Annotated in this window: 20 protein-coding genes and 1 pseudogene; 6 read left to right on the plus strand and 15 right to left on the minus strand. The window is 49.8% G+C overall.

Annotation, left to right across the window (positions count from 1 at the left end; translation table 11 throughout):
- Positions 1–90: 90 nt before the first annotated feature.
- From ACSR9A_RS08550 to ACSR9A_RS08585, 8 genes and pseudogenes are all read right to left on the minus strand, one after another.
- Positions 91–249, minus strand: a pseudogene (locus ACSR9A_RS08550) (FGGY-family carbohydrate kinase); the annotation flags it as partial.
- A 42-nt stretch (positions 250–291) separates the two neighbouring features.
- Complete coding sequence (locus tag ACSR9A_RS08555) at positions 292–1404, minus strand: GntR family transcriptional regulator (RefSeq protein WP_473756694.1); 1113 nt, start codon at positions 1402–1404, stop codon at positions 292–294.
- Positions 1405–1613: 209 nt separating this feature from the next.
- Positions 1614–2363, minus strand: a complete 750-nt coding sequence (locus ACSR9A_RS08560) for a YceI family protein (RefSeq protein WP_473756696.1) — start codon at positions 2361–2363, stop codon at positions 1614–1616.
- A gap of 144 nt (positions 2364–2507) precedes the next feature.
- Positions 2508–3371, minus strand: a complete 864-nt coding sequence (locus ACSR9A_RS08565; protein WP_473756698.1) for a M56 family metallopeptidase — start codon at positions 3369–3371, stop codon at positions 2508–2510.
- Complete coding sequence (locus ACSR9A_RS08570; RefSeq protein ID WP_341280976.1) at positions 3355–3765, minus strand: BlaI/MecI/CopY family transcriptional regulator; 411 nt, start codon at positions 3763–3765, stop codon at positions 3355–3357. The genes ACSR9A_RS08565 and ACSR9A_RS08570 overlap by 17 nt, the downstream gene beginning before the upstream one ends.
- Positions 3766–3901: 136 nt before the next feature.
- On the minus strand, positions 3902–4777 hold the full coding sequence (galU, locus tag ACSR9A_RS08575; protein ID WP_473756701.1) for a UTP--glucose-1-phosphate uridylyltransferase GalU: 876 nt from the start codon (positions 4775–4777) through the stop codon (positions 3902–3904).
- A 78-nt stretch (positions 4778–4855) separates the two neighbouring features.
- On the minus strand, positions 4856–6307 hold the full coding sequence (locus ACSR9A_RS08580; protein WP_473756703.1) for a sensor histidine kinase: 1452 nt from the start codon (positions 6305–6307) through the stop codon (positions 4856–4858).
- The gene (locus tag ACSR9A_RS08585) at positions 6304–6978 is read right to left on the minus strand and encodes a response regulator transcription factor (protein ID WP_473756705.1); all 675 of its coding nucleotides are present in this window, start codon (positions 6976–6978) and stop codon (positions 6304–6306) included. Before ACSR9A_RS08585 ends, ACSR9A_RS08580 begins: the two co-directional genes overlap by 4 nt.
- Before the next feature lie 144 nt (positions 6979–7122).
- Between ACSR9A_RS08585 and trxB the strand changes: the two genes are divergently transcribed.
- Together trxB and ACSR9A_RS08595 are read left to right on the plus strand one after the other, a co-directional pair.
- Entirely contained in the window at positions 7123–8067 is a 945-nt protein-coding gene (gene trxB, locus ACSR9A_RS08590; RefSeq protein ID WP_341280972.1) for a thioredoxin-disulfide reductase, read from the plus strand.
- A 207-nt stretch (positions 8068–8274) separates the two neighbouring features.
- Positions 8275–10131, plus strand: a complete 1857-nt coding sequence (locus ACSR9A_RS08595) for a glycoside hydrolase family 13 protein (RefSeq protein ID WP_473756814.1) — start codon at positions 8275–8277, stop codon at positions 10129–10131.
- A 220-nt stretch (positions 10132–10351) separates the two neighbouring features.
- Here ACSR9A_RS08595 and ACSR9A_RS08600 read toward each other — a convergent pair whose 3' ends face one another.
- From ACSR9A_RS08600 to ACSR9A_RS08615, 4 genes are all read right to left on the minus strand, one after another.
- Positions 10352–12040 (minus strand): alpha-amylase family glycosyl hydrolase, encoded by a 1689-nt coding sequence (locus tag ACSR9A_RS08600; protein WP_473756708.1) that lies wholly within the window; start codon positions 12038–12040, stop codon positions 10352–10354.
- Positions 12041–12044: 4 nt separating this feature from the next.
- Positions 12045–12881, minus strand: coding sequence for a sugar ABC transporter permease (locus ACSR9A_RS08605; protein ID WP_473756710.1), 837 nt, complete (start codon positions 12879–12881; stop codon positions 12045–12047).
- The gene (locus tag ACSR9A_RS08610) at positions 12878–14191 is read right to left on the minus strand and encodes a carbohydrate ABC transporter permease (protein WP_473756711.1); all 1314 of its coding nucleotides are present in this window, start codon (positions 14189–14191) and stop codon (positions 12878–12880) included. The genes ACSR9A_RS08605 and ACSR9A_RS08610 overlap by 4 nt, the downstream gene beginning before the upstream one ends.
- A gap of 78 nt (positions 14192–14269) precedes the next feature.
- Complete coding sequence (locus ACSR9A_RS08615; protein ID WP_473756713.1) at positions 14270–15580, minus strand: sugar ABC transporter substrate-binding protein; 1311 nt, start codon at positions 15578–15580, stop codon at positions 14270–14272.
- A 419-nt stretch (positions 15581–15999) separates the two neighbouring features.
- On the opposite strand from ACSR9A_RS08615, the gene ACSR9A_RS08620 reads away from it, so the two are divergent.
- On the plus strand, positions 16000–17031 hold the full coding sequence (locus ACSR9A_RS08620) for a LacI family DNA-binding transcriptional regulator (RefSeq protein WP_473756715.1): 1032 nt from the start codon (positions 16000–16002) through the stop codon (positions 17029–17031).
- A 301-nt stretch (positions 17032–17332) separates the two neighbouring features.
- On the opposite strand, the gene ACSR9A_RS08625 is transcribed toward ACSR9A_RS08620, so the two are convergent.
- Positions 17333–18529 carry a PstS family phosphate ABC transporter substrate-binding protein gene (locus ACSR9A_RS08625; protein WP_473756717.1) on the minus strand — a complete coding sequence of 399 codons (1197 nt, stop codon included), beginning with the start codon at positions 18527–18529 and terminating at the stop codon, positions 17333–17335.
- A gap of 180 nt (positions 18530–18709) precedes the next feature.
- On the opposite strand from ACSR9A_RS08625, the gene ACSR9A_RS08630 reads away from it, so the two are divergent.
- Positions 18710–19321, plus strand: coding sequence for a TVP38/TMEM64 family protein (locus tag ACSR9A_RS08630; protein ID WP_473756719.1), 612 nt, complete (start codon positions 18710–18712; stop codon positions 19319–19321).
- Between the two features lie 235 nt (positions 19322–19556).
- The gene (locus tag ACSR9A_RS08635; protein ID WP_445933790.1) at positions 19557–19991 is read left to right on the plus strand and encodes a Dps family protein; all 435 of its coding nucleotides are present in this window, start codon (positions 19557–19559) and stop codon (positions 19989–19991) included.
- Between the two features lie 149 nt (positions 19992–20140).
- Here ACSR9A_RS08635 and ACSR9A_RS08640 read toward each other — a convergent pair whose 3' ends face one another.
- Together ACSR9A_RS08640 and ACSR9A_RS08645 are read right to left on the minus strand one after the other, a co-directional pair.
- Positions 20141–20770: a fumarylacetoacetate hydrolase family protein gene (locus ACSR9A_RS08640; protein ID WP_473756815.1), complete on the minus strand. Its 630-nt coding sequence runs from the start codon at positions 20768–20770 to the stop codon at positions 20141–20143.
- 38 nt (positions 20771–20808) lie between these two features.
- Entirely contained in the window at positions 20809–22800 is a 1992-nt protein-coding gene (locus tag ACSR9A_RS08645; protein ID WP_473756721.1) for an ABC-F family ATP-binding cassette domain-containing protein, read from the minus strand.
- Positions 22801–23065: 265 nt separating this feature from the next.
- Here ACSR9A_RS08645 and ACSR9A_RS08650 point away from each other — a divergent pair, with 265 nt between their 5' ends.
- The gene (locus ACSR9A_RS08650; protein WP_473756723.1) at positions 23066–23824 is read left to right on the plus strand and encodes an MBL fold metallo-hydrolase; all 759 of its coding nucleotides are present in this window, start codon (positions 23066–23068) and stop codon (positions 23822–23824) included.
- Positions 23825–23886: the final 62 nt, after the last annotated feature.

Below are 23886 nucleotides of genomic sequence, written 5' to 3' on the forward strand. Positions count from 1 at the left end.
CCTCTATTCTATATGAAATAGTAAATGATCTCCATTTTTAAATGATGGGAATTAAAAAATTAATAAGCTTATCATAACATTCCTTTTGAATTAGCGCGCTGCTTCCTTAATTTCCTTCAGTCTTTTCATGACATCGTTCACCCCGCGGCCAAAATAATCATGCAGCAGCTTGTATTCTGCATAAAGTTTATCATACACCGCTGCATGGGCCGGAATCGGTTTAAACGTCTCCTTGCGTACTCGCGCCATAACTCTAATATAAGTTGTACGAACAAGTGCCTAGCTTGTTTTTCAGACAAAAGGCTCCGCCGTCGACTCCCGAATAATCAGCTTCGGCTTATACACCGTATCAGCCATCCGAACTTGGCCGGAAGGAGCTCCCTGCTGAATCATCTGCAGCAGCTTGTCCACTGAATCTTCGCCCAGCCGCGTCTTTGGATGCTCCATCGTCGTCAGCTTCACTTCGGTTGCCGTCGCCAAATTCGCATCATCAAAACCGATTAAAGACAAATGCTCAGGGACATGAAGCTCGTGTCGCCGCACAACATCCAGCATGCGAACTGCCAGCTCATCGTTATAGCAAACGACCGCGGTAGGACGAAGCTCAGGCGCCCGGCCGAGCATTAGATCAAGCGACTGCTGCGGTTTTGTTGCCTTTTCCTCTGTGTTATAGCGTACGAGATGCTCTGGCTGCACAGCAATGCCGCGCTCACGGCAAGCCCGCAGAAAACCGCGCATGCGGTGCACGCCCTGGAAATCATCCGTCTTGAAAAAGCCTGCTATACGGCGATGTCCAAGGTCGAGCAAATGCTCGGCAGCCAAGTAGCCGCCCAGCTCATCATCGAGCCTCAAGCATGGCGCATCTACGTCCGAATAGCGTTCATTAAGCATAATATAAGGAATTTGCAGCGCATCCAGCGCCAAAAAACAATTAAAGTTCGGATTTCCCTCCGCGCTTCTCGTAGGCTCAATGATTAGTCCGCTGAGCGGCTCGCGCAGCATAGACTCGAGGCTTTCCCGCTCTTTCTCCTTCTCATTGTCCGTGCTGGCAAGCACCAGCCTTCCGCCCTTCGATCGCAAGCTGGATTCTACACCGCGAACGATCGTCGGAAATATGTAATCGGAAATATGTGTCGTAATCAATCCGACGGTCAATCCTGCCGAGACGCTTCTGCGCTCATGCACGCTTTGATCCGAGACAAAGGTGCCTTTGCCCTGCTCGCGATAAAGCCAGCCCTCTTTCTCTAAATCGCCAAGGGCTTGCCTAACCGTCTGTCGGCTCATGCCAAATTGCTTGCCGATTTCATTTTCCGATGGCAGCCGGTCATGCGGGAGAAATTGCGCCGCTGCAATCCAGCTCGTAATCTCTTGCTTCAACTGCATATATTTAGGAGAACGTTGCATATTTTGCACTGCACCTCAATTATAAAATCCTATTATTTGCATAAGTATAGCATATCGCCAACTTGTACGTACATATTTCCATATCATTCCCAATAATGGACTTGACCACTTTCTGCATTTTCCCTTTCTTCCATAAAAAAAGCAAGAACAAGGCCTAAGCCCTGCTCTTGCTTTAAAAAGAAACTGATTAGCGGCTCGCCAATCGCATATTAGGCGTTTTGCGATAGAGTAAGGCGCAGCTGCACGGTAACGTTATTTTCAGTATCCATCACGACATTATGCGGATTCTGCATGCCAAACTCCTCAAACGTGACGACCGTCTCGCTCTCCACATTCAGTTTACCGCCGCTGTATGCCGCTTGTCCTGTAAAGGTAACTTCCTTCGTAATCCCTTTAATCGTCAAGTCACCTGTCATGATAAGCGGGAACGTTTCTCCGTCCTTCACTTCCGATGGCAGCGCCTCAAACTTTGTAGCTTTGAATGTGGAGCTTGGGAAGTTGGTCACATCGAGAAAATCCGCTTCTTTCACATGTCCGTCGCGCTGGCCATTGCCAGAATCGAGAACGTTCATATCCAGGCTCGCATCCGCCGCATTAGCTGCCGCATCCGCCGTATCTACATTCCATGTTCCCGTTACGCCATTTACTTCAAAGTTCACCGTCTCACGGGAAGTCGTAACCGAGAAATACACATTGGAGGTGGAATCAATCGTCCACGCCCCGTTTACATCTGCTACAGCTCCAGCAGCAGCTGTCTCCGTACCACTTGTACTATTTGTAGAACCAGAACCTGAGCTATTCGTGCCTGCTGCACTATTCGTAGCTGTCGAATCCGTGCCAATGACACTTTGGATTTCCTTGTTGTTGCCCGTAAACGAATCATACATCGCATATGCACCTGCTCCACCTAGCAAAACCACCGCAACAACAGCACCTATAACCACATTTTTCTTCTTCATCTTAAAATCCTCCTTTGTTTTTAAAACTACATTGTGTAGTGTTGTAAGTTATATAAAGGCGAAGCGCGCCTTCCCTTGAGGGATCTGTGCGCTTCGCATAAAACCTGTATTTCGAATTTGTAGAAGGGCATCAAGCTGCAAATTCTATAGCATAATAGAAAGATACATGACGGAGATCGATCCGAAGGTCAGTATCGATAATACCAGTGCCAGCACCGGACAACGCATGCTTAGCTCCTGTGACTCGGGATTGAGCAGCCTCATTAACCGATAATTAATCGAATGGTCGGCGAAAGAAGCATGGACAAAGGTCCGAACACTGCGCTCTCCACGGCTATACTTCACCAGCTTGAGCAGCGCGCTGCCAAGACTATGCTCGCTCACCCGCCGCTGCAAAGCGAAATGGTCCGCTAACAGCTCACGGGTCGTTTTATACTGCTCGACTCCCCAGCGAAGAATCGGCATATACCACAGCACCGTTGCCCCTACCTGCAATATCAAAATCATCAGCGGATCGCGATTGCGATAATGAAAGTGCTCATGCTCGATGACCGCCTCAAGCTCTTCCTTATCAAGCAGATTGAGAAGCCCAGTGGATAAAATGATTTTGGGACGTAGAAAACCAAGCGTCAGTGCAATCGGTTCTGGATGTGATACGACCATGATCGCCTTGCTGCCTGCAAAATAACGCGCATTCAGCTCATCCGATAAGTTGTCATGCTGTAAAACACTCATTTTACGGTTTGCGGCCCGTACGCCAAGCCACTGCTTCACCGTTACGTACATCAGATGGACGAACGTCCCAAAGACAGCAAGCTTCATAATGTAGCTAAGGAGCAGCAGGCTGTACCGCTTGATCAGGCTCTCGCATAATTCAAATACATTAAACGCAGCCTTCTCCCAGCCGAACAGCGTATGCGCCGCATACATGCCCATTTGCAGCAGCGTAAATCCAATCAGCATCAGGCAAAAGCCAAACATCCATTTCGACCTAAGACTCCAGCTCATGGCGTCTGCCCTCTTTAAGCGATTTGATTTTTTGCTCAAGCTTGTCCAGCAGCTCTTCATCAACCTCTTCCATCGCATCGAACATATAGTTGACGACGAGCGGGCCAAGATCTTCAAGAAGCTCCCGAGACTGAATGCTCAGAAATTGCTCTTGCGTGTGCACAGGCGCATATTTCGATGGCTTTCCTGATGACTTCACCAGCAGTCCCTTGTCCACAAGACGATTCATGACGGTCATAACGGTGTTGAAATTTAACGGCTTGTCCTGATCAAGCTTATGCTGCACATCCTTGATGTAGCTATCAGGCTGCGACCACAGGATGGTCATAATCCTTGCCTCCAGCGGGCCAAAAAACCGCTCCAGCCCTTTTGTCTGAATGTCACTTGTTCCCATGACTGCCTCACACCTTGCTATAACTACTTAATGTAGTGTAATTATAAAACCGGTTTATGAAAATAACCTTAAAAAAAGATGAGCAGAAAATTAATTTACTGATCTGACACAAAAATACATAAACGCCTCATGCGGACTAGCTGTGTGTATAGGCAGCAAGGCGCTCCAGCACATAACGCCGAACGTCCTCCCGCAAATCTTCACGCTCCAGCGCAAAATCAATCGTCGCTTGAACAAAGCCCAGCTTATCCCCTACATCATGGCGCTTGCCTGTAAAACGATGCCCAATAATCGGCGACAGCTCGTTCAACCGCTGCAGGCTGTCCGTTAATTGAATCTCCCCCGCTTTGCCCGGCTCCGCCTTAGACAAAAGGTCGAAAATAACCGGCTCCAGCACATAGCGTCCCACAACAGCCCAATTCGAGGGTGCTTGTCCAGGCAGCGGCTTCTCGATCAGCTCACGGATATGTCCCGCTTCGTCGCGAATATCGGCAATGCCATACTTATGCGTCTGATTCCATGGCACTTCCATAAGAGCAACGACTGAGGAGGCATACTGCTCATAACGATCGATCATTTGCTTCAGGCATGGCGGCTCGGACGTCAGAATGTCGTCCCCAAGCAGCACCGCGAATGGCTCGTCGCCAATAAAACGCTGCGCGCACAGCACCGCATGCCCGAGACCGAGCGGCTCCTTCTGCCGAACATAATAAATGTCGGCCAGCTGCGAAATTTCTTTTACAACCTTGAGCATTTCCTCATTGCCGCGCTCCTCTAGTTCTCCTTCAAGCTCAACCGACTTGTCAAAATGGTCCTCGATCGCCCGTTTATGACGGCCGCTCACAATAACAATGCTGTCGATGCCCGACTGCACCGCTTCTTCCACAATATATTGAATCGCTGGCTTATCTATAATCGGCAGCATTTCTTTAGGCTGCGCCTTCGTTGCGGGCAAAAATCTTGTGCCAAGTCCGCCTGCAGGGATAATCGCCTTGCGTACCTTTTGTCCCATACGTCGCCGCCTCCGTCTTTCACATTTTGTTCGAGTAAAGCTCTCCTCATCATACCTTGTCTTGGCTTCTGTTTCCAGCTAGTCCATGTCTTTTTCATCGCTGTCAGCTTGAGCCGCTTGCAGCTGCGCCGAACGAAGCGGCAGCATGACCCGAATCGTCGTGCCGGATGGCGCCCCATTGCCTCTGCCTGCTAAGACGCTGGATTCGATTTCAATCACGCCTTCGTGAATATCGACGATTTTCTTCACAATAGACAGCCCTAGCCCGCTGCCGCCTTTCACCCGGTCACGCGCCGCATCCGCTTTATAAAAGCGCTCGAATACCCGCTCCTGATCAGCGGGGGAAATGCCGCTGCCGTTATCGGCAATACGCACGGTTGCACAGCCATTTTCCTCAGACAGCGTAATGCGGATATGCCCATTATCCGGTGTAAACTTCATGCTGTTCGCCAGCAGATTGTTCCAAACCTGACTCAGCTGATCCTCATCCGCGACGATGACCGTCTCCTCCATCAGCAGCTCAACCGTGAGCTGCTTCGCCATCCACTGCGGCTCACATGAAAGCACGACATCGCGCAGCTGGCGGTCCAGCCTGATCGCTCGCGGCTCAAAGGGATGCTGCTTCGAATCCAGCGAAGCGAGCTTAAGCAAATTCTCGCTCAGCCGGGACAAGCGGCTGCTCTCCTGCTTAATAATGCCGACGTATCGATTGCGTTCCTCATCGGTCAGCTCCTCGCTGCGCAGCACCTCGGCGAAGCCGCCGATAGATGTCAGCGGCGATTGAATTTCGTGGGAGACATTGGATACAAAATCCTGCCGCATCGTCTCCAGCTGCGACAAGCCTAATGTCATGCGATTGATGCTGTCCGCCAAATTGCCGAGCTCATCCCGGCGCTGCACCGGCAGCTGCACAGAGAAATCTCCGGTGGCGATGCGCTTCGTCGCTTCGGTCATCATTTTGAGCGGCTTGACCAAATAACGGGCGGCAATCGGAATTAGAATGCAGCCAACGACAAGCAGCGTGATCAATATGGTGTAGGTATTGCGCTGGAAGCTGCGAATTTCCGGGACGCGATCGGGCCGAACGAAGATCGCCCAGTCCCTTTCGCCAAGCACAGCTTTGCGCCCTAAAGCTGGTGGCGAGGATGGCCCGCTGGTCTCGCCCTCAGCTTGGCTCGGCAGCATTTGCAGCTGACCGGCGAAAGCATTTTCAATCACCTCTGGAGTTAGAAGCTGTGTGATTTCCGCGCTGGTCTTGCCCGCCTCAATGACTTCTCCACTACGGCCTATGGCTACAATCGCTATATTTTGCATTTCTGCAACCTGTTTAATGAAGATGCTCAAGGACTTTGGCGAGGAAGCGGCATACAGCTGTTCCATTCGTACAATCGAGCGATCCAGCTGGTTAGGAAATTGTCCGCTTAAATCCCTTGTGAAAATTTGATCCGCCATCCAATAAGCGATGCCCATGCTGATGACCACAATGACCAGAAACGTCAAGGTCACGCGAACATACAGGCTGCGAATCATTCAAGCTCCTCCATTCGATAGCCGAGCCCGCGAATCGTGACGATCCGGATACCCGCTTCTTCCTCGGTAAAGCGCTCGCGCAGCCGTTTGATGTGCACATCCACCGTCCGCTCATCCCCTTCATAGTTCATGCCCCATATTTGCTCGATCAACTGTTCCCTTGAAAACGTTTTGTCCGGGTAGCTCGCCAGCTTGAACAACAGCTCAAACTCTTTAGGCGGCAGCAGCATCCGCTTGCCAGCCATCGTGACATGAAATTCACTCAAATTGAGCGTCAGCTGCCCCAGCTCCACGGTCTGTGAAGCCGCGATGCGGTAGCGCTTGAGCAAAGCTTTAATGCGTACTGCAAGCTCCAGCGGCTCAAATGGCTTAACCATATAATCATCGGCCCCAAGGCCGAAGCCTTTTACTTTATTCGCCGTTTCGCCTTTAGCGGTCAGCAGCAGCAGCGGCATATCATACGAGGCGCGCAGCGTTTCGCATAAGGTCCAGCCGTCCATGCGCGGCATCATGACATCAATAACGGCCAAATCCGGCAGCACCGTCTCCAGCAGCTCTAGCGCATCCTGTCCATCCTGTGCTTCTATAATTTGAAAACCTTCGCGGCGCAGCAAAATGCTGACAAGCTCACGAATGTTTGGATCGTCATCTACGACTAATATTTTTGGCACGCGGATCACCCCTGTTGTTCGACTTTACCCTACCATAATACATATAGATGAATTTAAGATGAACATGTTTGACAGTACCCGTTAATTGTAATAATTTTAAACTAGAATTTATTATCAGAGGCTATCGAATGGAGGCAATCATTTATGCATAAAACAATTATTATCGGTACTGGACCTGCGGGACTAACCGCTGCTATTTATTTGGCTCGCGCCAACATGGAGCCACTCGTTATTGAAGGCTGGCAGCCAGGCGGCCAACTGACGACGACGACCGAAATCGAAAATTTCCCCGGCTTCCCTGACGGCATTCTCGGCAGCGAGCTGATGTCCAATATGCGCAAGCAAGCACAGCGCTTCGGTGCTACGTTCCGCACTGGCTCTGTGAAAAGCGTAGATTTCAGCAAACGCCCTTATACGCTCGATGTGGAAGGAATCGGCGAGCTGCAGGCTGAATCGGTCATTATTTCAACCGGCGCTTCGGCGAAATATCTCGGTATTCCGGGCGAGCAGGAGAACATTGGACGCGGCGTCAGCACATGCGCAACCTGCGATGGTTTCTTTTTCCGGGGCAAAAAAATTCTCGTTGTCGGCGGCGGCGACTCCGCTATGGAGGAATCGGTGTTCCTGACTCGCTTCGCGTCGGAAGTAACGGTCGTTAACCGCCGCTCCGAGCTGCGCGCTTCGAAAATCATGCAGGACCGCGCTCGCGACAATGACAAAATCTCCTGGAGCCTCGACCGCACCCCGCTTGAGGTAGCAGCCGGAGATACAGGACTTCAAGGCCTTAAAGTGCGCAACAATGAAACCGGGGAGGAAGAGCTGATTGAGGCGGACGGCGTATTCATTACGATCGGGCATACGCCGAACACGGGCTTCCTTGGCGGTCAAATCGACACCGATGATCAAGGCTATATTATTGTGAAGCCCGGAACTGCCGAGACGAACATCCCTGGCGTCTTCGCCTGCGGCGATGTACAGGATCGCCAGTATCGCCAAGCGATTACTGCTGCTGGCAGCGGCTGTATGGCGGCGCTCGACGCCGAGCGTTTCCTAGAAGCTCAGGCTCATGTGGCTTCGGTCCATGCTTAAGCTCATTTTCCTTAAATAAATGATGGCATGATTTCCCTTCACGGTGTATAATCAAAGCTGAAGATAAAGGCAATGCTACCGAACACATTACGATCAAAGGCTGATCGATTATGGAGAAGGTACAACCTCGCTGAAAAGGTGCGGGTTGTACCTTTTTTTGCGTTCTTCTTGCTCGTTTAAGCCATTAAACTTGAGGAGAGTGGAATGATGTTATTGGAAGCTATTTATCATCGGCCAAAGCAAAACTGGGCGTATGCCTACGACGGGAAAACGCTGCATATCCGCCTGCGCACCAAAAAAGACGATATGGACCACGTCCACGCCATCGTTGGCGACAAATATGCCTGGGAGGAAACTCAGAAACTGATTGAGATGTCGCTGCTATCGTCCGACGCCTTGTTTGATTATTGGGAAGCAGCGGTAATACCGCCTTTTCGCAGGCTGCGATACGCCTTCCAGCTGACTAGCGGCTTGGAGCAGCTTATTTTGACGGAGTCGGGCTTTCATGGGACGATGCCGGAAAACTCGAACAGCTTTTTTGACTATCCGTTTATTAATCCCGTTGACGTATTTGCTCCTCCTGCATGGGTGAAGGATGCCGTTTTTTATCAAATTTTCCCCGAACGGTTCGCAAACGGAGATACCGATTTAAATCCCGAAGCTACCGAAGCTTGGGGCGGCGAGCCGACGCCACGCAATTTTTTTGGAGGCGATCTTCAGGGGGTCATTGAACATCTGGACTACCTAGGCGAGCTTGGCATAAACGCTATTTATTTCAATCCTTTATTTGAAGCTACGACTAACCATAAATACGATACCGCGGATTATATGAAGGTAGATGCGCATTTCGGTACGAATGAGAAGCTCAAAGAGCTGGTGGACGCGTGCCATCAGCGGGGCATACGCGTGCTGCTTGATGCGGTCTTCAATCATTCCGGACGAACATTTCCACCTTTCGTGGATGCGCTTGAGCGCGGCGCGGCATCACCTTACGCTGATTGGTTTCATGTGCGGGGATGGCCTTTGCGTGTAGTAGACGGCATACCCACCTATGAAACGTTCGCCTTCGAGCCGCTGATGCCAAAGCTCAATACCGAGCATCCCGATGTTAAGGAATACCTGTTTAAGGCCGCCCGCTACTGGATTGAGGAAATCGGAATCGACGGATGGCGGCTCGATGTGGCCAATGAGGTGGATCATCAGTTTTGGCGCGAGTTCCGAGCCGTTGTGAAAAAAGCGAATCCCGAAGCCTACATTCTCGGCGAAATTTGGCATGACTCAATGATGTGGCTGCAGGGCGATCAATTTGACGCCGTCATGAATTACCCGTTTACGAATGCTGTGCTCGACTTTTTCGCCTATCAGAAAATTGACGCTTCCGCTTTCACTAGTGCCCTCGGAGCGCAGCTCGCTGCTTATCCGCAGCAGGTAACCGAAACAGCCTTCAATTTGCTAGGCAGCCACGATACGCCAAGACTATTGACGGTTTGCGGAGATGAGCTCGGCGCGATGAAGCTGGCTACCCTGTTCAAGCTGACCTATCCCGGCGTTCCCTGCATTTATTATGGCGATGAAATCGGGTTGAATGGCGGAGGCGATCCCGAATGCCGCAAATGCATGGTGTGGGAGCCAGAGGAACAGAACGCTGTGCTGCTGGATTTCTTTAAGCAAGCGATTGCCCTGCGCCGCAGCCATGCTGCTCTTCGCAGCACAGCCATACGCTTCATCCACGCCGATGAAACAAGGCGCATCATCGTTTATGAGCGCCGTTCAGGCGATGAGCGAATCGTTATTGCGATGAATGCCGGAGCCAAGCCGGCCGAGGTGAGCTTTCGCGTAGAAGATACAGCGGGTGGAGAAGCTTCGCGGGAGGTTGCCGCAAGCGCAGACGAAAGCAGTGTAGAGCTGGTTAACTCAACAGAAGCCGTCCAAGATGTAATTCGTCGTTATGAATGGCTGTCTCTGCTTCACGATTCTCCACAAGCACATGATGCAAAGTCCGGCAGCATTACATTGCAGCTGCCAGCTTATGGCTATGAGGTGCTGCTGCAACAAAAGCTGTAATAGCAGCGGGCGTAAGCTCGGCGGCAGCCGTTTCGAGGGTGAATTATAAGAAGCTTCTAAATGTGGAGCTTCTCCGTTATTATATTTTAAACAAGGAAAAAGACAGGCAGCATGCTCGCCTGTCTTTTCTGTGTTCACCGTTTCGTTTCAAACGCCGTTTCGTTTCAAGCGCTGTTACGTTTCAAGCGAGGCTACCTTTAACTCAGCCCGTTCAGTCGCCTCATTTTACAATAAACACACTATATGGCGGCAGACTTATGAGCCCATCTTGCATCTCCACACCCTTATGGCTGCCACGTATTACCTTGTTGAAAGAGCCGAAAGGCTCCTGCTCATGCAGTTTAACAAGCTGCTGTTCCTTCGACAAGTTAATTAGCACCAGCACCCGTTCCTTAGCAGTTGCCCTTGCATACGAGCTAACCTGACTTATCGGCGAATCCAGACGATATTCCTCTATGCCGCCATCACGCAGGGCGGGCAGCTCATTACGCCAGCCGATCAGCATTTGATAATGGGCCAGCAGCGATTGCTCATCATTGAGCTGCGCTTCCACAGACACCAAGCTCGGGTCGGCATTGGAGCTGGAATCCTCCCAAGTCGTTTGTCCTTTACCGCCATCTATGGAGGAGTGCCAAAGCATCGGCTCGCGAATACGCTCATCCGGCTTCATGCCCTTCATTCCGATCTCTTCCCCATAATAGATGAAGGGATTGCCCGGCAGTGTCAGCAGCAAGGAAGCCACTGTCTTCGCATGTGCCACATTTCCATTCAACACCGACATCACACGATTTTGATCATGGTTGCTCAGAAACGAAGCATCGGTGAACGCACCTCCTGAAGCATCTCCGTACAGCTTATAGGCCCGTTGCAGCGAAAAAGCAGCATCAGGGTCGCTCTCGGAGCTTGCTGCACGGAGCAGCTTCCCGGCCAAGTCAAAGTTGAAAGCCGAATCAAATGCCCCCTCCAGATAAGGCGCAACAACCGTCACTGAATCCCATACCTCGCCAATGAGAAAAGCGCCCGGATTCACCTCCGAAAGCCCGCTGCGAAATTGCTGCCACCAGCGCTGGTTATTCTTTTTCACAGCATCACTGTTCACTGTAGAAGCAAAATCGCCATATATATGCTTGGCAGCATCGAGCCTAAAGCCATCTAGGCCCTGCTCCAGCCAAAACCGCCCAATCTGGATCATCTCTTCTCTAACGCCAGGCTCATCAAAATTCAAATCCGGCATCCCTTCCCAAAAAACACCCAAATAACGGCTGCTGCCGGCAGCATGCCAAGGCTTGCCCCCAAGCGCCCCATCCGCTTGCACCTTCTCATCCTTATCAGCAAAATGATACCAGCTTCGATAAGGGCTTGCAGCATCCTCCTTGGCCTGCTTAAACCACGGATGCTCCGTGCTTGTATGGTTTACCACCAAATCCATAATAACTTTGATATCCCGCTTATGCGCCTCTGCCAGAAGTCTATGCAAATCCTCCAGCGTCCCATAATCGGGATTTATCGCATAATAGTCCGTCACATCATAGCCATGATAGCTTGGGGAGGGTTGAATGGGCATAAGCCAAATGCCGCCTATACCAAGCTGCTGCAAATAATCCAGCTTTGCGGTTACGCCGTTCAAATCGCCGATGCCATCGCCATTCGTATCATAGAACGACCGCACAAATATTTCATAATAGACAGTGGAGGGCTGTTCATCCACTTCATAGCTATCAACTTCTGGACCGGCACTGGGACTGGGACCGGAATCGGGACTGGCGCTCGCGCTAGAGCTGAAACTGGAGCCGGAATTGGAGTTTGAATCGGTGCTGCAAGCGGCAACGAGCAGCAGCAGCAGAACAAAAACAGCTAAACCAGCCTTGCGCACGCTGGCGCCCATTAACCCATGAACGCTTATCCACATCGCCTCACCCCTTCGATGCGCCAGAGGTGAGCCCCTGTACGAGAAAACGCTGGAGAAAGATGAATAGCAGCGTAATCGGTATCGCAATGAGTACAGAGCCAGCAGCGAACATCGTGAAATTGCTATTTTGCAGCGAATTGACCAAATCCCACATTCCCACCGCCACTGTCCAGTTTTCCTTCGTACGCAGCACCAGCCTTGCGAAAATAAAATCGCCCCATACGCCAGTAAACGAGGTCAGCGCCACGTAGGTGAGCATTGGCTTCGACAACGGCAGCATGATTTTCGCAAACACCTGCAAATGCGAGGCCCCGTCTATTCTGGCCGCCTCATCCAAGCTGCGGGGAATCGTGTCAAAGAAGCCCTTTACAATAAATCCGCCCAGCGCGGCCCCCGCCGAATAGACCAGAATAAGCGCCATATGCGTATCAAGCAAATTTAATTGCAGCAATATGATATAGATCGCAATCAGGCTCATAAAACTCGGAAACATCCCGAGCACCAGCATAACCGTCAAGGCTGTCTTGCGCCCGCGAAAGCGAAACCGCGATAGGGCGTACATGCTGAGCGTTACGAGTATCGTCGATAAAATCATCGTGACGACGGCAATTTTCAGCGTATTCAAATACCACGTGCCATATAGATAGGCCTTGCTGGTAAATAACTCCGCATAATGAACGAGCGTAAATTGCCTAGGCCAAAAATGTTCACTGTACAGCGAGCCTCCCGGGCGCAGCGAAGACAGAACGACCCATAGTGCCGGATAGATTGCGACCACCGAAATAAACAGCAGCAGCGCGTAGCTCAAGGTCAGACGGGCATTGCTTTTCCATTTTCTCATTGGATCATATCCTCCTCTTTAAACGATTTCGAGCGCCGGAAATTCCAGATCGAGAAAATAGCCACGATTAAAAAGATAATAATGCCAACGGCCGAAGCCACATTATATTTATTGTTATCGAGCGTCAGTTTATAGAGCCAAGTAATCAGCAGGTCGGTCGCACCAGCAAACTGGTAATCGCCCTTCGCCGGATTGCCGCCCGTCAGGAGGAAAATCACATTAAAGTTATTAATATTGCCTGCAAACTGCATAATCAAGATCGGCATCGTCGAAAACAAAATAAACGGCATCGTAATAATGCGGAATTTTTGCAGCGTCGACGCCCCATCCACATCAGCAGCCTCATACAAATCACGGGGAATCGAGGTCAAAATGCCAAGTATAAGCACCATGCTGACAGGAATGCCAATCCACATATTGACGGTAATGACCGTCACCTTGGCCCAGAAAGGATCGGTGAGCCACGGCAGGCCGCCGAGTCCAAAGTAGCCTAAATATTGATTAATCGGCCCGAATTGGCCATTAAATAAATTTTTCATGACCAGTAATGAAATGAGCTGCGGAATCGCATACGGAATGATAAAAATCGTGCGCCACAGCTTCTTGAAGCGAATACCCTTCTGCTCAATCAGCAGGGCAACGAGAATTCCGCCAAAATAAGTCGTCACCGTCGCCAGGACGGCCCAAATAATCGTCCAGATCAGCACGCCTACAAACGTGTGGCTCCATGACTTCATTTTCACAAGATCGGTAAACGTCTTGAACCCTACCCAATCGACAAGCTTCGCTGGCGGAATATGATCAGGAGCCGAATAGTTTGTAAAAGCGAGCATGACCGTAAACACGATAGGCATAATCGTGAAAAAAAGCACGCCTAGCGCCGGAAGCGCCAGCATAAAATACGGAAAATAAAAGGTCGTTGCATGCTCATACGATTGCCTGAACGTTCTGACAGGCTTATTCTCATCCCGCAGCTTGCCATTGCGATAAGCATCCATGATATTCCACACATACACGCCCAGCAGCACAAATACGAGAAATAATAGAATTAACCCGTCCAATATTAAAAAAATCGAATGGTCGCCCTTGACCATTTGCGCCACTTTGCCAACCTTCACAAATTTTTGCGTCTTCTCGCCTAAAGTAACAAGGCCCCAGATCGCCCCACCGAGACGTGGTGCAATATAGATGAACCCCGCCACTTCAAGCAGCATAAAAAGAATGCCCTTTAACCACTGCCGGTTATAAATTTGTCCCAAACCTTGCAGCACGATCGATAATAGTACAGCAATTGTGCGATGCTGCTTCATTGCGCTCCGGCTCCCTCCCGACTAAAATTCACCCGCCGCAGCTCCTCTGGCGGGTGAAAATAAGCTCTCGCTAACGTGTTATTGGCTGGCAATGGCATCTTTAATTTGTGCTACCGAGTTGTCGAGAGTAGCTTTCACATCTTTTCCCCCGTCCCAAATATCAGCGATGCCGGCTGTTATCGGCCCCCATACACTAGCCATTTGCGGAATAGCTGGCATTGGCGTAGAATGGGAAAACTGCTCATAAAAAGCTTTCGTGATTTCATCATTTTGAATTTTAGGATCTTGGACCGCTTCTAAATTTGCCGGAATCGTACCGTTCATTTCAAAGTTGCGAAGCTGGGACTCTTTCGTAGACAGGAATCGTGCAAACAGCTTCGATGCATTTGGATATTTCGTAAATGCGTTTACATAATAGCCTTGGACGCCCGAGAACGAGGTCGTTGGATTTCCATTGATCGATGGCAGCGGCGCTACGCCAAGCTCGATTCCAGCAGCTTTGTAATCAGCAAGCGCCCATGGCCCGTTAATATCCATCGCCAAGGAGCCTTCGATGAACAGACCCTTTTTAATATCAAATGTAATATCGCCAGTATTGAGCGGCAGCAGGCTTTCCTTCAGCGAAGCAAGGAACTTGGCTCCCTCCACTGCGCCTTCATTGTTTAGGCCAATGTCTTCTTTATCTGTATTATTGCTGCCGAACATATATCCGCCGGTTGTGGCAAGGAAGGCATAATCATAATAAAATTGCTGAAGCTCCCACATAATCGTATATTTATTTTTTTTCGGATCATTAAACGTTTTGCTAAATGTGATGACCTCGTCGAACGTTTTTGGAGCCGTTGGAACGAGTTTTTTGTTGTAAAGCAGCGCATACGTTTCGACGGAACGCGGATAGCCATAAAGGATCTCCTCAAAGGTTACCGCGCTTACTGCATTGGGATCATTTTCGCCTGCCGTTTCTTCCCCAAACCAATCATTCGGCAGCACGAGACCGGCAGAAGCGGCCCGCCCGATCTGATCATGCGGGAATACAACAATGTCCGCTCCCAGCCCCGCTGGCCCATCCGTCGTCAGCTTCGTCACCTGATCCGGATTTTCAACCTCCTCCAGCTTGACGGGAACGCCGTATTGCTCCGTAAACTCCTGCGCCAAAGCTTCTACAAACGCACGCTGGGATTTGCCTTCCCAGATGATGAGACTTGCTCCATCCTCCGGCAGCAGCTCGCCCTCTTCCTCATTGACAGCGTTGCTCCCCCCTGGCTCTGCAGGTGTAGAGGAAGCTTCCGGCGCACTCACGTTATTGCTGCCATTACCCGCATTGCCGCATGCTGCCAAATTAAACACGAGTACACAGACGATAAATACTCCCAACCATTTCTTCATCATTAAAAATCCCCCTCCATAATGTGATGCCTTTGCTGCACGCCTACCGATACAGATGCTCCAAACGCTTCCCTCTGTTTGTGCAAACGTTTGTACAAATGATCGTGCAAAAATCATTCAAGCCGCTTTCAATCGATATAATCAGCTTGAATCTATTCGTTAACTGCGATGTAAGCGTTTGATTAACGGATTTATCATACAACATGGACAAAGGTTTGTTAAAACGTTTGCACAGCTCAAAATGCTGAAATTATCCGTTTGTTTCGCTTAATCACTGCATTTTACTTCCATTTTCTTATGATTTCATCATTTTTCCATTTTTAAATCTCAAGCGTATTTACTTTTCGGTAGCGCTTGCATTAACATGTAACTATAATGTTCAAACGATTGCACAGTTAAAGTGACAGGAGCCCGATTAGACTATGGTAACGATAAAAGATATTGCAAAAGCGGCAGGGGTGTCTCCTTCGACCGTATCAAGGGTCGTCTCTAAACACCCCCGCATTAGTAAAGAAACAGCAGATAAAGTAAAACGCATTATGGCGGAAATGGGCTACCATCCCAATGCGATGGCTAAAAGCCTTGTCTCCAAAACAACGAATACACTGGCTATTATGCTGCCAAGGCCTGCGGAGGAGCTGTTCCAGGACTTTTTCTTTGGGGAGCTGCTGCGGGGCATACTGACACATTCCACTAGAGCCGGTTATGACATGCTGCTGACAACCGCTACTGGCGAGCATGATGAAATCGAAACGATATCAAGGCTTGTCCTTGGACGCCGGGTTGATGGCGTCATTCTTCTATCCGCACGCGTCAAAGATCCGCTCATTCATTATTTGAATGAGCAGCAATTTCCGAGCGTGCTGATTGGACGTACAGACGATTCGAATCCGCATATTTTAACGGTCAACAACAATAATGTGCAGGCGGCTTATGATGCGGCCCAGCATTTGATTTTGCAAGGCCATGAGCGAATTGGCTTTGTTAGCGGACCGCGCAATTTGACCGTTTCCTTCGACCGAATGGAGGGGTATCACCAAGCTTTAGCTAACGCTGGGCTGAAGCTGAATACGGAATGGGTTGTTGAGGGCGAATTTTTGCAGGAAAGCGGGTTTCGGGCAATGTCTTTTCTCATGGAAATGCCTGACCGTCCTACCGCGCTCATCGTCATTGATGATGTGGTCGCCTTCGGCGTACTGCGCGGACTTACCGAACTTGGCTATTCCGTTCCAGACGATATTTGCATTGTAAGCTTTAACAATATCGCTCTCTCAGAGCTTGCCACGCCTCCAATCAGCTCCACCGATATCGGCACTTATCAGCTTGGCTACACCGCCTCGCAGAAGCTTGTCCGTCTCATCCAAGACGAGCCGATTCACCAATCGAGCACCATTATTCCGCATCGGTTGATCGTCCGCGAATCCTCGATGCATGTTCCTGTTAAGAAGGGCTGAAGGAAGGATAAAAAAGCGTGATGGCCAGAAGGTTAATTCCATTGAAGATTAAGCAGGTTTCATTTTGAATGAATTGCTGCTGGTAGCCGAGCTCGGGATGCACACTTTTATTTTTCAAGGACTGAGGTGCCGCTATTTTGGATTTTGATCCGATTTCAGACCGTTCGCGGACAGGAGATCCGTTATTACCCTAAAAATCCCGTCAAAATGGGGATGGACAGCGCATTAGCGGCTCCTGAGTCCGCGGCCTGTCCTAAACCCGTGATTCGGTTGAAATAGCCGGTGCTGTGTCCGCCAAAGTCTATCTTCGTGCAGCGTGTAACTCCGACTTAAGCGGTGTATACCCTGTTTTCTCAATCAAATATTGACCCTGCGGCGATAAAATCCAGTCAATAAACGGCTGTACTTTAGGGTTGTCGCTGCTTGCGGTGATGGCATAAAACGGCGCCGTAAGCGGATAGGTCCCGTTTCTAATGTTCTCGCGGTTCGCCTCCACGCCGTTTATTCTCAGCAAATGGATTTGCTGCTCGTGCACCATTTCGGTGGCGTAGAAAAGGAACGAAAAGCCGATTGCATTTTTATAATTGCGGTAGTTTGCGGTTTGTTTAATGATATCGCCCATCCCGGAATTAACATCTTCTTTCGCAGGCTCCATCAGTTGCTTATCCATCATGATTTTTTGCAGCATCGTCTGGCTGCCGCTGTTCTCTCGGCGCTGGAACGGCCGAATTTTCTCAGCCTCGCCCCCAAACTGCTTCCAGTTCGTGAGCTCTCCTGCATAAATGCCCTGAATCTGCTCCAGCGTCAAGTTCTGCACCTCATTGCGACTGTTTACGAAAAATATAAAAGCCTCATAGCCAATCGGCGTCAGCGTAAGCTCCACACCCGCGGCTTTTGCCTGAGTTTCCTGATCCTTGGACGGTGCAGGCGCAAAAATAATATCAGCCTCGCCTTTAATTAAGCGATTATAGGCATCCTCTGTACCGTTCACCTGAACCTCACTGTCCTGCCCATAGTAGGGATATTCCTTTTGCTTGTATACCGCCTGAACGAATGCCGCATACATCGGATATAGGGCGGTTGAGCCATCCAGATGCGGAAGCTTACTGCGGATCTTGAGCGTTGCCGGCTCTGGTAGGGATACCGCCTTCGTCCCCTCATGGAAAGGTTCATAATTACTCATATTTATCGCTTGATCATCGACGATTTTCAACTTCTCTACGTATTGTTCATATCTCCATCCGATCACAAAGAATATTGCAACGACTAAGATTGCTGAACCGCACAATGACCAGAAAACCTTTTCTTTTATGACATCAATATAAGCTAGCAAATAAAAGATACTTATAAGCGCAGAAGCCGCAATGACTAATGCTCCATATAATTTCGAGCCTGTTGACAGCATCACAATAGCATAGATGATCCAAGTAAAGAACATAATCGGAAAGCTAATAAGTATCGCAGCTAAAATAATGGTACTCCACTCTCTCTCTTTCAACGACTGCTTCCCCTTTTTCGCCCCATGGGCTTTTTTTCCTATTTTAGCGTAAAGGCAACATCCAGCTAGTACCAAGTTTAAGTAGTACTGCCGTTTGCACACTATCCTTGGTTGCACCCACCAGCATGCAACAGCTAAGATTAAAGAAGTACCGCCAAGGACATGCTAAAGGAGATAGTTATGCTGAAATGGGTTTCCGCCATTATTTATGCTTTATTGCTCGTCACCGTTTTTATATACAAAAACAATCTGCTCGATTGGCTGCAAAATGACACCCCATCTGTATTTATCGTCTTTCTCGTCGCTCTGTTCCTCGTGCTCGTTCCCGTCGTTCCATTCAAGATCATGATTGCCCTGCTCGGTTATATGTACGGTCCGCTGCTTGGGGCATTCATTAGCTGGCTGGCCGCTTCACTTGCTGCCATCATCGTATTTCTGCTGGCGCGCTATCTCTTCCTAGAGCAAGGAAAAGCCTTCCTCCATAAATTCAACCAACTGGATAAGCTTCAGGCAACGATGGAAAAACGGCCGTTTCTGACGATTCTGACAGCGCGTTTAATTCCGATCATTCCCCATATGGTCGTCAATATTTATCCTGCGGTCACTTCTGTACGGCTGATTCCGTATGCCATCGCATCGGCTCTTGGCAAAATCCCTTTTATGCTGCTATTCGCTTATATGGGACAAAATATGTTTAAAGACTGGGCGAGCTTCGCATTATTCGCGGGCGTATACGCCGCCTTTTTCGCCATATCTTATGGCGGTTACCGCCTGTGGTTAAAAAGACAATGAAACGCATAAAATAGCACTGTCTGTTTAACAGCTTGTTTAAAATAAAGCTCGGGCGTTTATAGTATGTTATCGGATGAATGCAGCGAGCCGAGCTTGACAAAACGCTTACTATTTGTAATAATTATAAATAAGTAATTATTATAAATTAAACAATTAGCTTGTTAGCCTTTGAGTTTACGTCTAGCAAACTCCCCTTTAAGAAACATAAAATCAGGAAACGAAAGGATGAACGATAATGAAAAAAACACATGAGGTATTAAATAAACAAATCGCTAACTGGAGTGTCCTCTATATTAAATTGCATAACTTCCACTGGTACGTGAAGGGCTCGCAATTTTTCACCCTGCACGTGAAGTTTCAAGAATTTTATGAAGAGGCCGCTTTGAATGTCGATGAGCTGGCTGAGCGCCTGCTCGCGCTGGAAGGCAAGCCTGTCGCAACGTTGAAAGAATATATGGAGACAGCTTCCATCAAAGATGCTACAGGCAAAGAAACAGCTACTGCTATGGTTGAGTCTCTCATCACCGACTTCTCGACTATTATCGAAGAACTGAAAGCTGGCATGTCGATTGCCCAAGAAGCGAATGATGAGACGACAGCCGATATGCTGCTTGCGATCCACACCTCGCTTGAGAAGCATGTATGGATGCTGAAAGCTTTTAACGCTTAATTTTCAAAAAATCATGCCACACGCTCGCATAGGTGCACCTCCTATTCAGCTGTCACAGCCTCTCCCGCAAGGAAGGCTGCGACGCAAAAAAAGCCTTCAAACTCTGCGAACTGCGCGGGTTTGAGGGCTTTTTGGTTGTTTGAATCCGATTATACGAGCTTAATTGAACAGCTAGCTACTTCTTTGCCTTGCCACAATGCCGAGAGCTTGTCGCCATCCTGCAAAGCCGCAACACCTGCTGGCGTTCCAGTAAAAATGAGATCGCCCGGCCCAAGCCCGTAGTTGTCGTTAATGTGCCGAAGCAGCGTTCCAATATCAAACAGCATATCGGCAGAATTGCCATGCTGTACTTCTTCATTATTGCGAAGCAGCGCAAAATCATGGACCTTGAGCTCTTCTGAACCAGGGTACGGCAGCCATGCGCCAAGGGGAGCGGAGCCTTTGAAGCCTTTGGCCGGAAGCCATGGCTGGCCTTTCGCTTTGATTTTGCTTTGCACATCGCGTAGCGTCATATCAAGTCCCAGCGCCAGGCCATCGATACATGCGTCAGGGTCCATGCCCGGCTCAAGCGTCCTACCAACCCGCAGCACCAGCTCCAGCTCGAAATGAACCTCGCCTTGATTACCCGGCAGCTCCACAACATTGCCATCCATCGGCACAAGCGCATGAGTTGGCTTCGTAAATACCATCGGCGATTCAGGCACCTCATTGCCCAGCTCCAATGCATGCAAACGATAATTCCGTCCAATGCAATAAATGTTGCGTACTTCTGAAAACATCTCCATCTCCCTCTCCTGTTTTCTAGGCCCCATTATCATTAGCCCTTCTTCTGAGCGGCAATTTGCTCAGCGAGCTCATTCAGCTCTGTCCAGCGCTCCATAAGCTGCTCCAGCTTTTCTTCTAGCTGCTGCTGCTCCTCCGATAGCTGCTGAATCAGCACCGAATCACTGCCGGATTCCTCCATGCGCTGCACAATGTGCGCAATATCATTTTCAGCCTGCTCAATCCAGCTGTCAATTTGCTCAAAATCCTTTTGATCCTTGTAGGACATTTTGAGCGCGCGTTCTTTACTGCCGCCCGTTCCGGCTTTTGCATTCGATTCGCCCGCTGCACTCCCGCTTCCAGCAGCTGCCGCCGTGCCTGCCCCAGCATTCTTCGCATTTCCGCCCGCCGACGCTCCTCCCGGCGTTGACGATGAACCAGCCGCCGAGCCATGTTTTTCTACAAACTCCTGATATTCGCTATAGTTGCCTGTATGCTGTGTAATGACGCCATCCTCAAAGGACAAAATTTTATCGACCGTCCGGTCAAGAAAGTAGCGGTCATGAGATACAACAAATACGACGCCCGGAAAATCATCCAAATAATCTTCCAATACGGCCAAGGTCGAGATGTCCAAATCATTCGTCGGCTCATCGAGCAGCAGCACGTTCGGCGCCTTCATCAGCACGCGAAGCAATTGGAGACGGCGCTTCTCGCCGCCTGACAGCTTGCCGATCGGGCTCCATTGCATCGCAGGAGGGAACAAAAACCGCTCCAGCATTTGTCCCGCTGAAATGAGCGAGCCATCCGCCGTTTTCACCTGCTCCGCACCTTCACGGATAAATTCAATGACGCGCAGCGACTCGTCCATCTCTTCATGCTCCTGCGAGAACCAGCCGAGATTAACGGTGAGGCCCAGCTCAACTGTCCCTTCATCTGGCACCAGCCTACCCTCAATCAGCTTCAGCAGCGTAGACTTGCCACTGCCATTGCGTCCGATAATGCCCACCCGATCCTCCGGTACGGCGATATAGCTGAAATCACAAATGAGCGTCCGCTCGCCAAAGCGCTTCGTCACCTTTTCCAGCTCGACGATTTTACGTCCAAGGCGAGTGGAAGCAACTGATACATCCATTTTCCCCGCGCTTTGCTTAGGCGCCTGCGCCTTCAAATCCTCGAAGCGATCAATTCTCGCCTTCTGCTTCGTCGTTCTTGCCTTGGCTCCGCGCCTGATCCAGGCCAGCTCGCTGCGCAGCAGGTTTTTGCGTTTGTTCTCTGTAGAAGCCTCACGCTCTTCCCGTTCCAGCTTAAGCTCCAGAAAACGGCTATAGTTCGCTTCATAGAAATAAGCACGTCCGCCGTCCAGCTCAATGACCCGATTGCTGACCCGATCGAGGAAATACCGGTCATGGGTAATCATAAGCAGCGCACCTTTGCGCTTCTGCAGCATGCCTTCCAGCCAAGCGACCGAATCATTGTCAATATGGTTCGTCGGCTCGTCCAAAATCAAAATATCCGAAGGCTGGAGCAGTGCCGCCGCCATCGCTACCCGCTTGCGCTGCCCACCGGAAAACGTCTCGACCTTCTCGTCAAAATGAAGAATGCCAAGCTTTGCGAGCGCAATCTTCGCTTCACTCTCCAGCGTCCAAGCGTCCGATTCATCCATCCGCTGGTTCGCTTTGATCAGCCTTTGCTGGAGCGCCTCGTCATTTGGATGAAGCTCAAGTGCCTCAAGCGCCTCCACATGCTCGCGCACAGCACGCTGCTGCGGCGAATCGCCACCCAGCACATGCTCAAGCGCCGTTTCTCCCGGCGTAAACACCGGGTCCTGCGACAGCATGCGAATACTCACACGGTTCCCAATGGAAATGTTGCCCGCATCCGCTGGTTCAAGCCCGGCAATCACTTTAAGGAACGTCGATTTACCCGTCCCATTGACGCCGATAATACCAATTTTGTCGCCATCCTCGAGACCGAAGGTAACGTCCTCGAACAGCATTTTTTCCCCGTAGCTTTTCGTAATATGTTCGACTGATAATAAATGCATCGCAATAACCTACTTTACATCAGAGATAGTTGTGCCAAGCTAGCTTTTCCTGCAATAGATCGCTTGGAAAAGCCGCCCTTTCCAACTATCATATCATAATCCACGCCCCTCCACCCCGCTTAGCAGCCACCTCATTTGTATATTGACAAAAATAATTATTTGTGTTATAATATAATATTTTATTATTTACATTGAAATGTTTACCCCTTATGATATACATGCTTGGCCAAGCACAATTTGAGCTGATGTTCATCGGAGGGATCGTATGCTGCTTGTAAAAGGCATTGCCATGCTTGAGATTACAGCCATCATTATGGGAAAACCCACAACCATTCACCCCACCCTTATTTGGGATCATGATCACCAAATCCTTATAGACACTGCCCATCCCGGGCAGCTTCCTTTGCTTCAGGAGGCCGCGGCACAAGAAGGCGTACTTCTCGAACACATAACCGACATCGTACTTACCCATCAAGATATCGATCATATTGGCAGTCTGCCCGCCGTTATCGAACAAGCTAATCAAGCACCACGCGTGTGGAGCAGCGACATCGAGAAGCCCTACATTGAAGGACGCAAACGCCTGATTAAAATAACCGATGAGGCGCTCGCGAGCCTAGACCTAATGTTTCCACCGGAAACGCCCGCTGCGTTCCGCGCCGCTTTTCGAAAAATGCTGGAGCATCCGCCCCACGCAAATGTAACAGCGCAGCTGCTTGGCGGCGACAAGCTTGATATATGCGGCGGCGTCAGCGTTATTAATACGCCGGGACATACACCCGGACATGTCAGCTTGTACCATCACGCGAGCCATACTTTAATAGCCGGAGATGCGCTTATCGCAGAAAATAACAAGCTAGCACCTCCTATTCCTGCTGCCACGCTCGATTATGAAATGGCGCTGCATTCTCTCAAAGTACTTGCAGATTACCCGCTTGAGCATGTGATTTGCTATCATGGCGGCTTATGCAGCGGCCAGTTAAATGAACAAATTGCTCTCATTTCTGCGGGAGCTGCTGTTTAAACAAAACAAAACAAAGGCCATCCCAAAGCAGTGTAAATACTGCCTTGGGACGGCCTCGCTTA

Source organism: Paenibacillus sp. R-74696 (assembly GCF_055814915.1).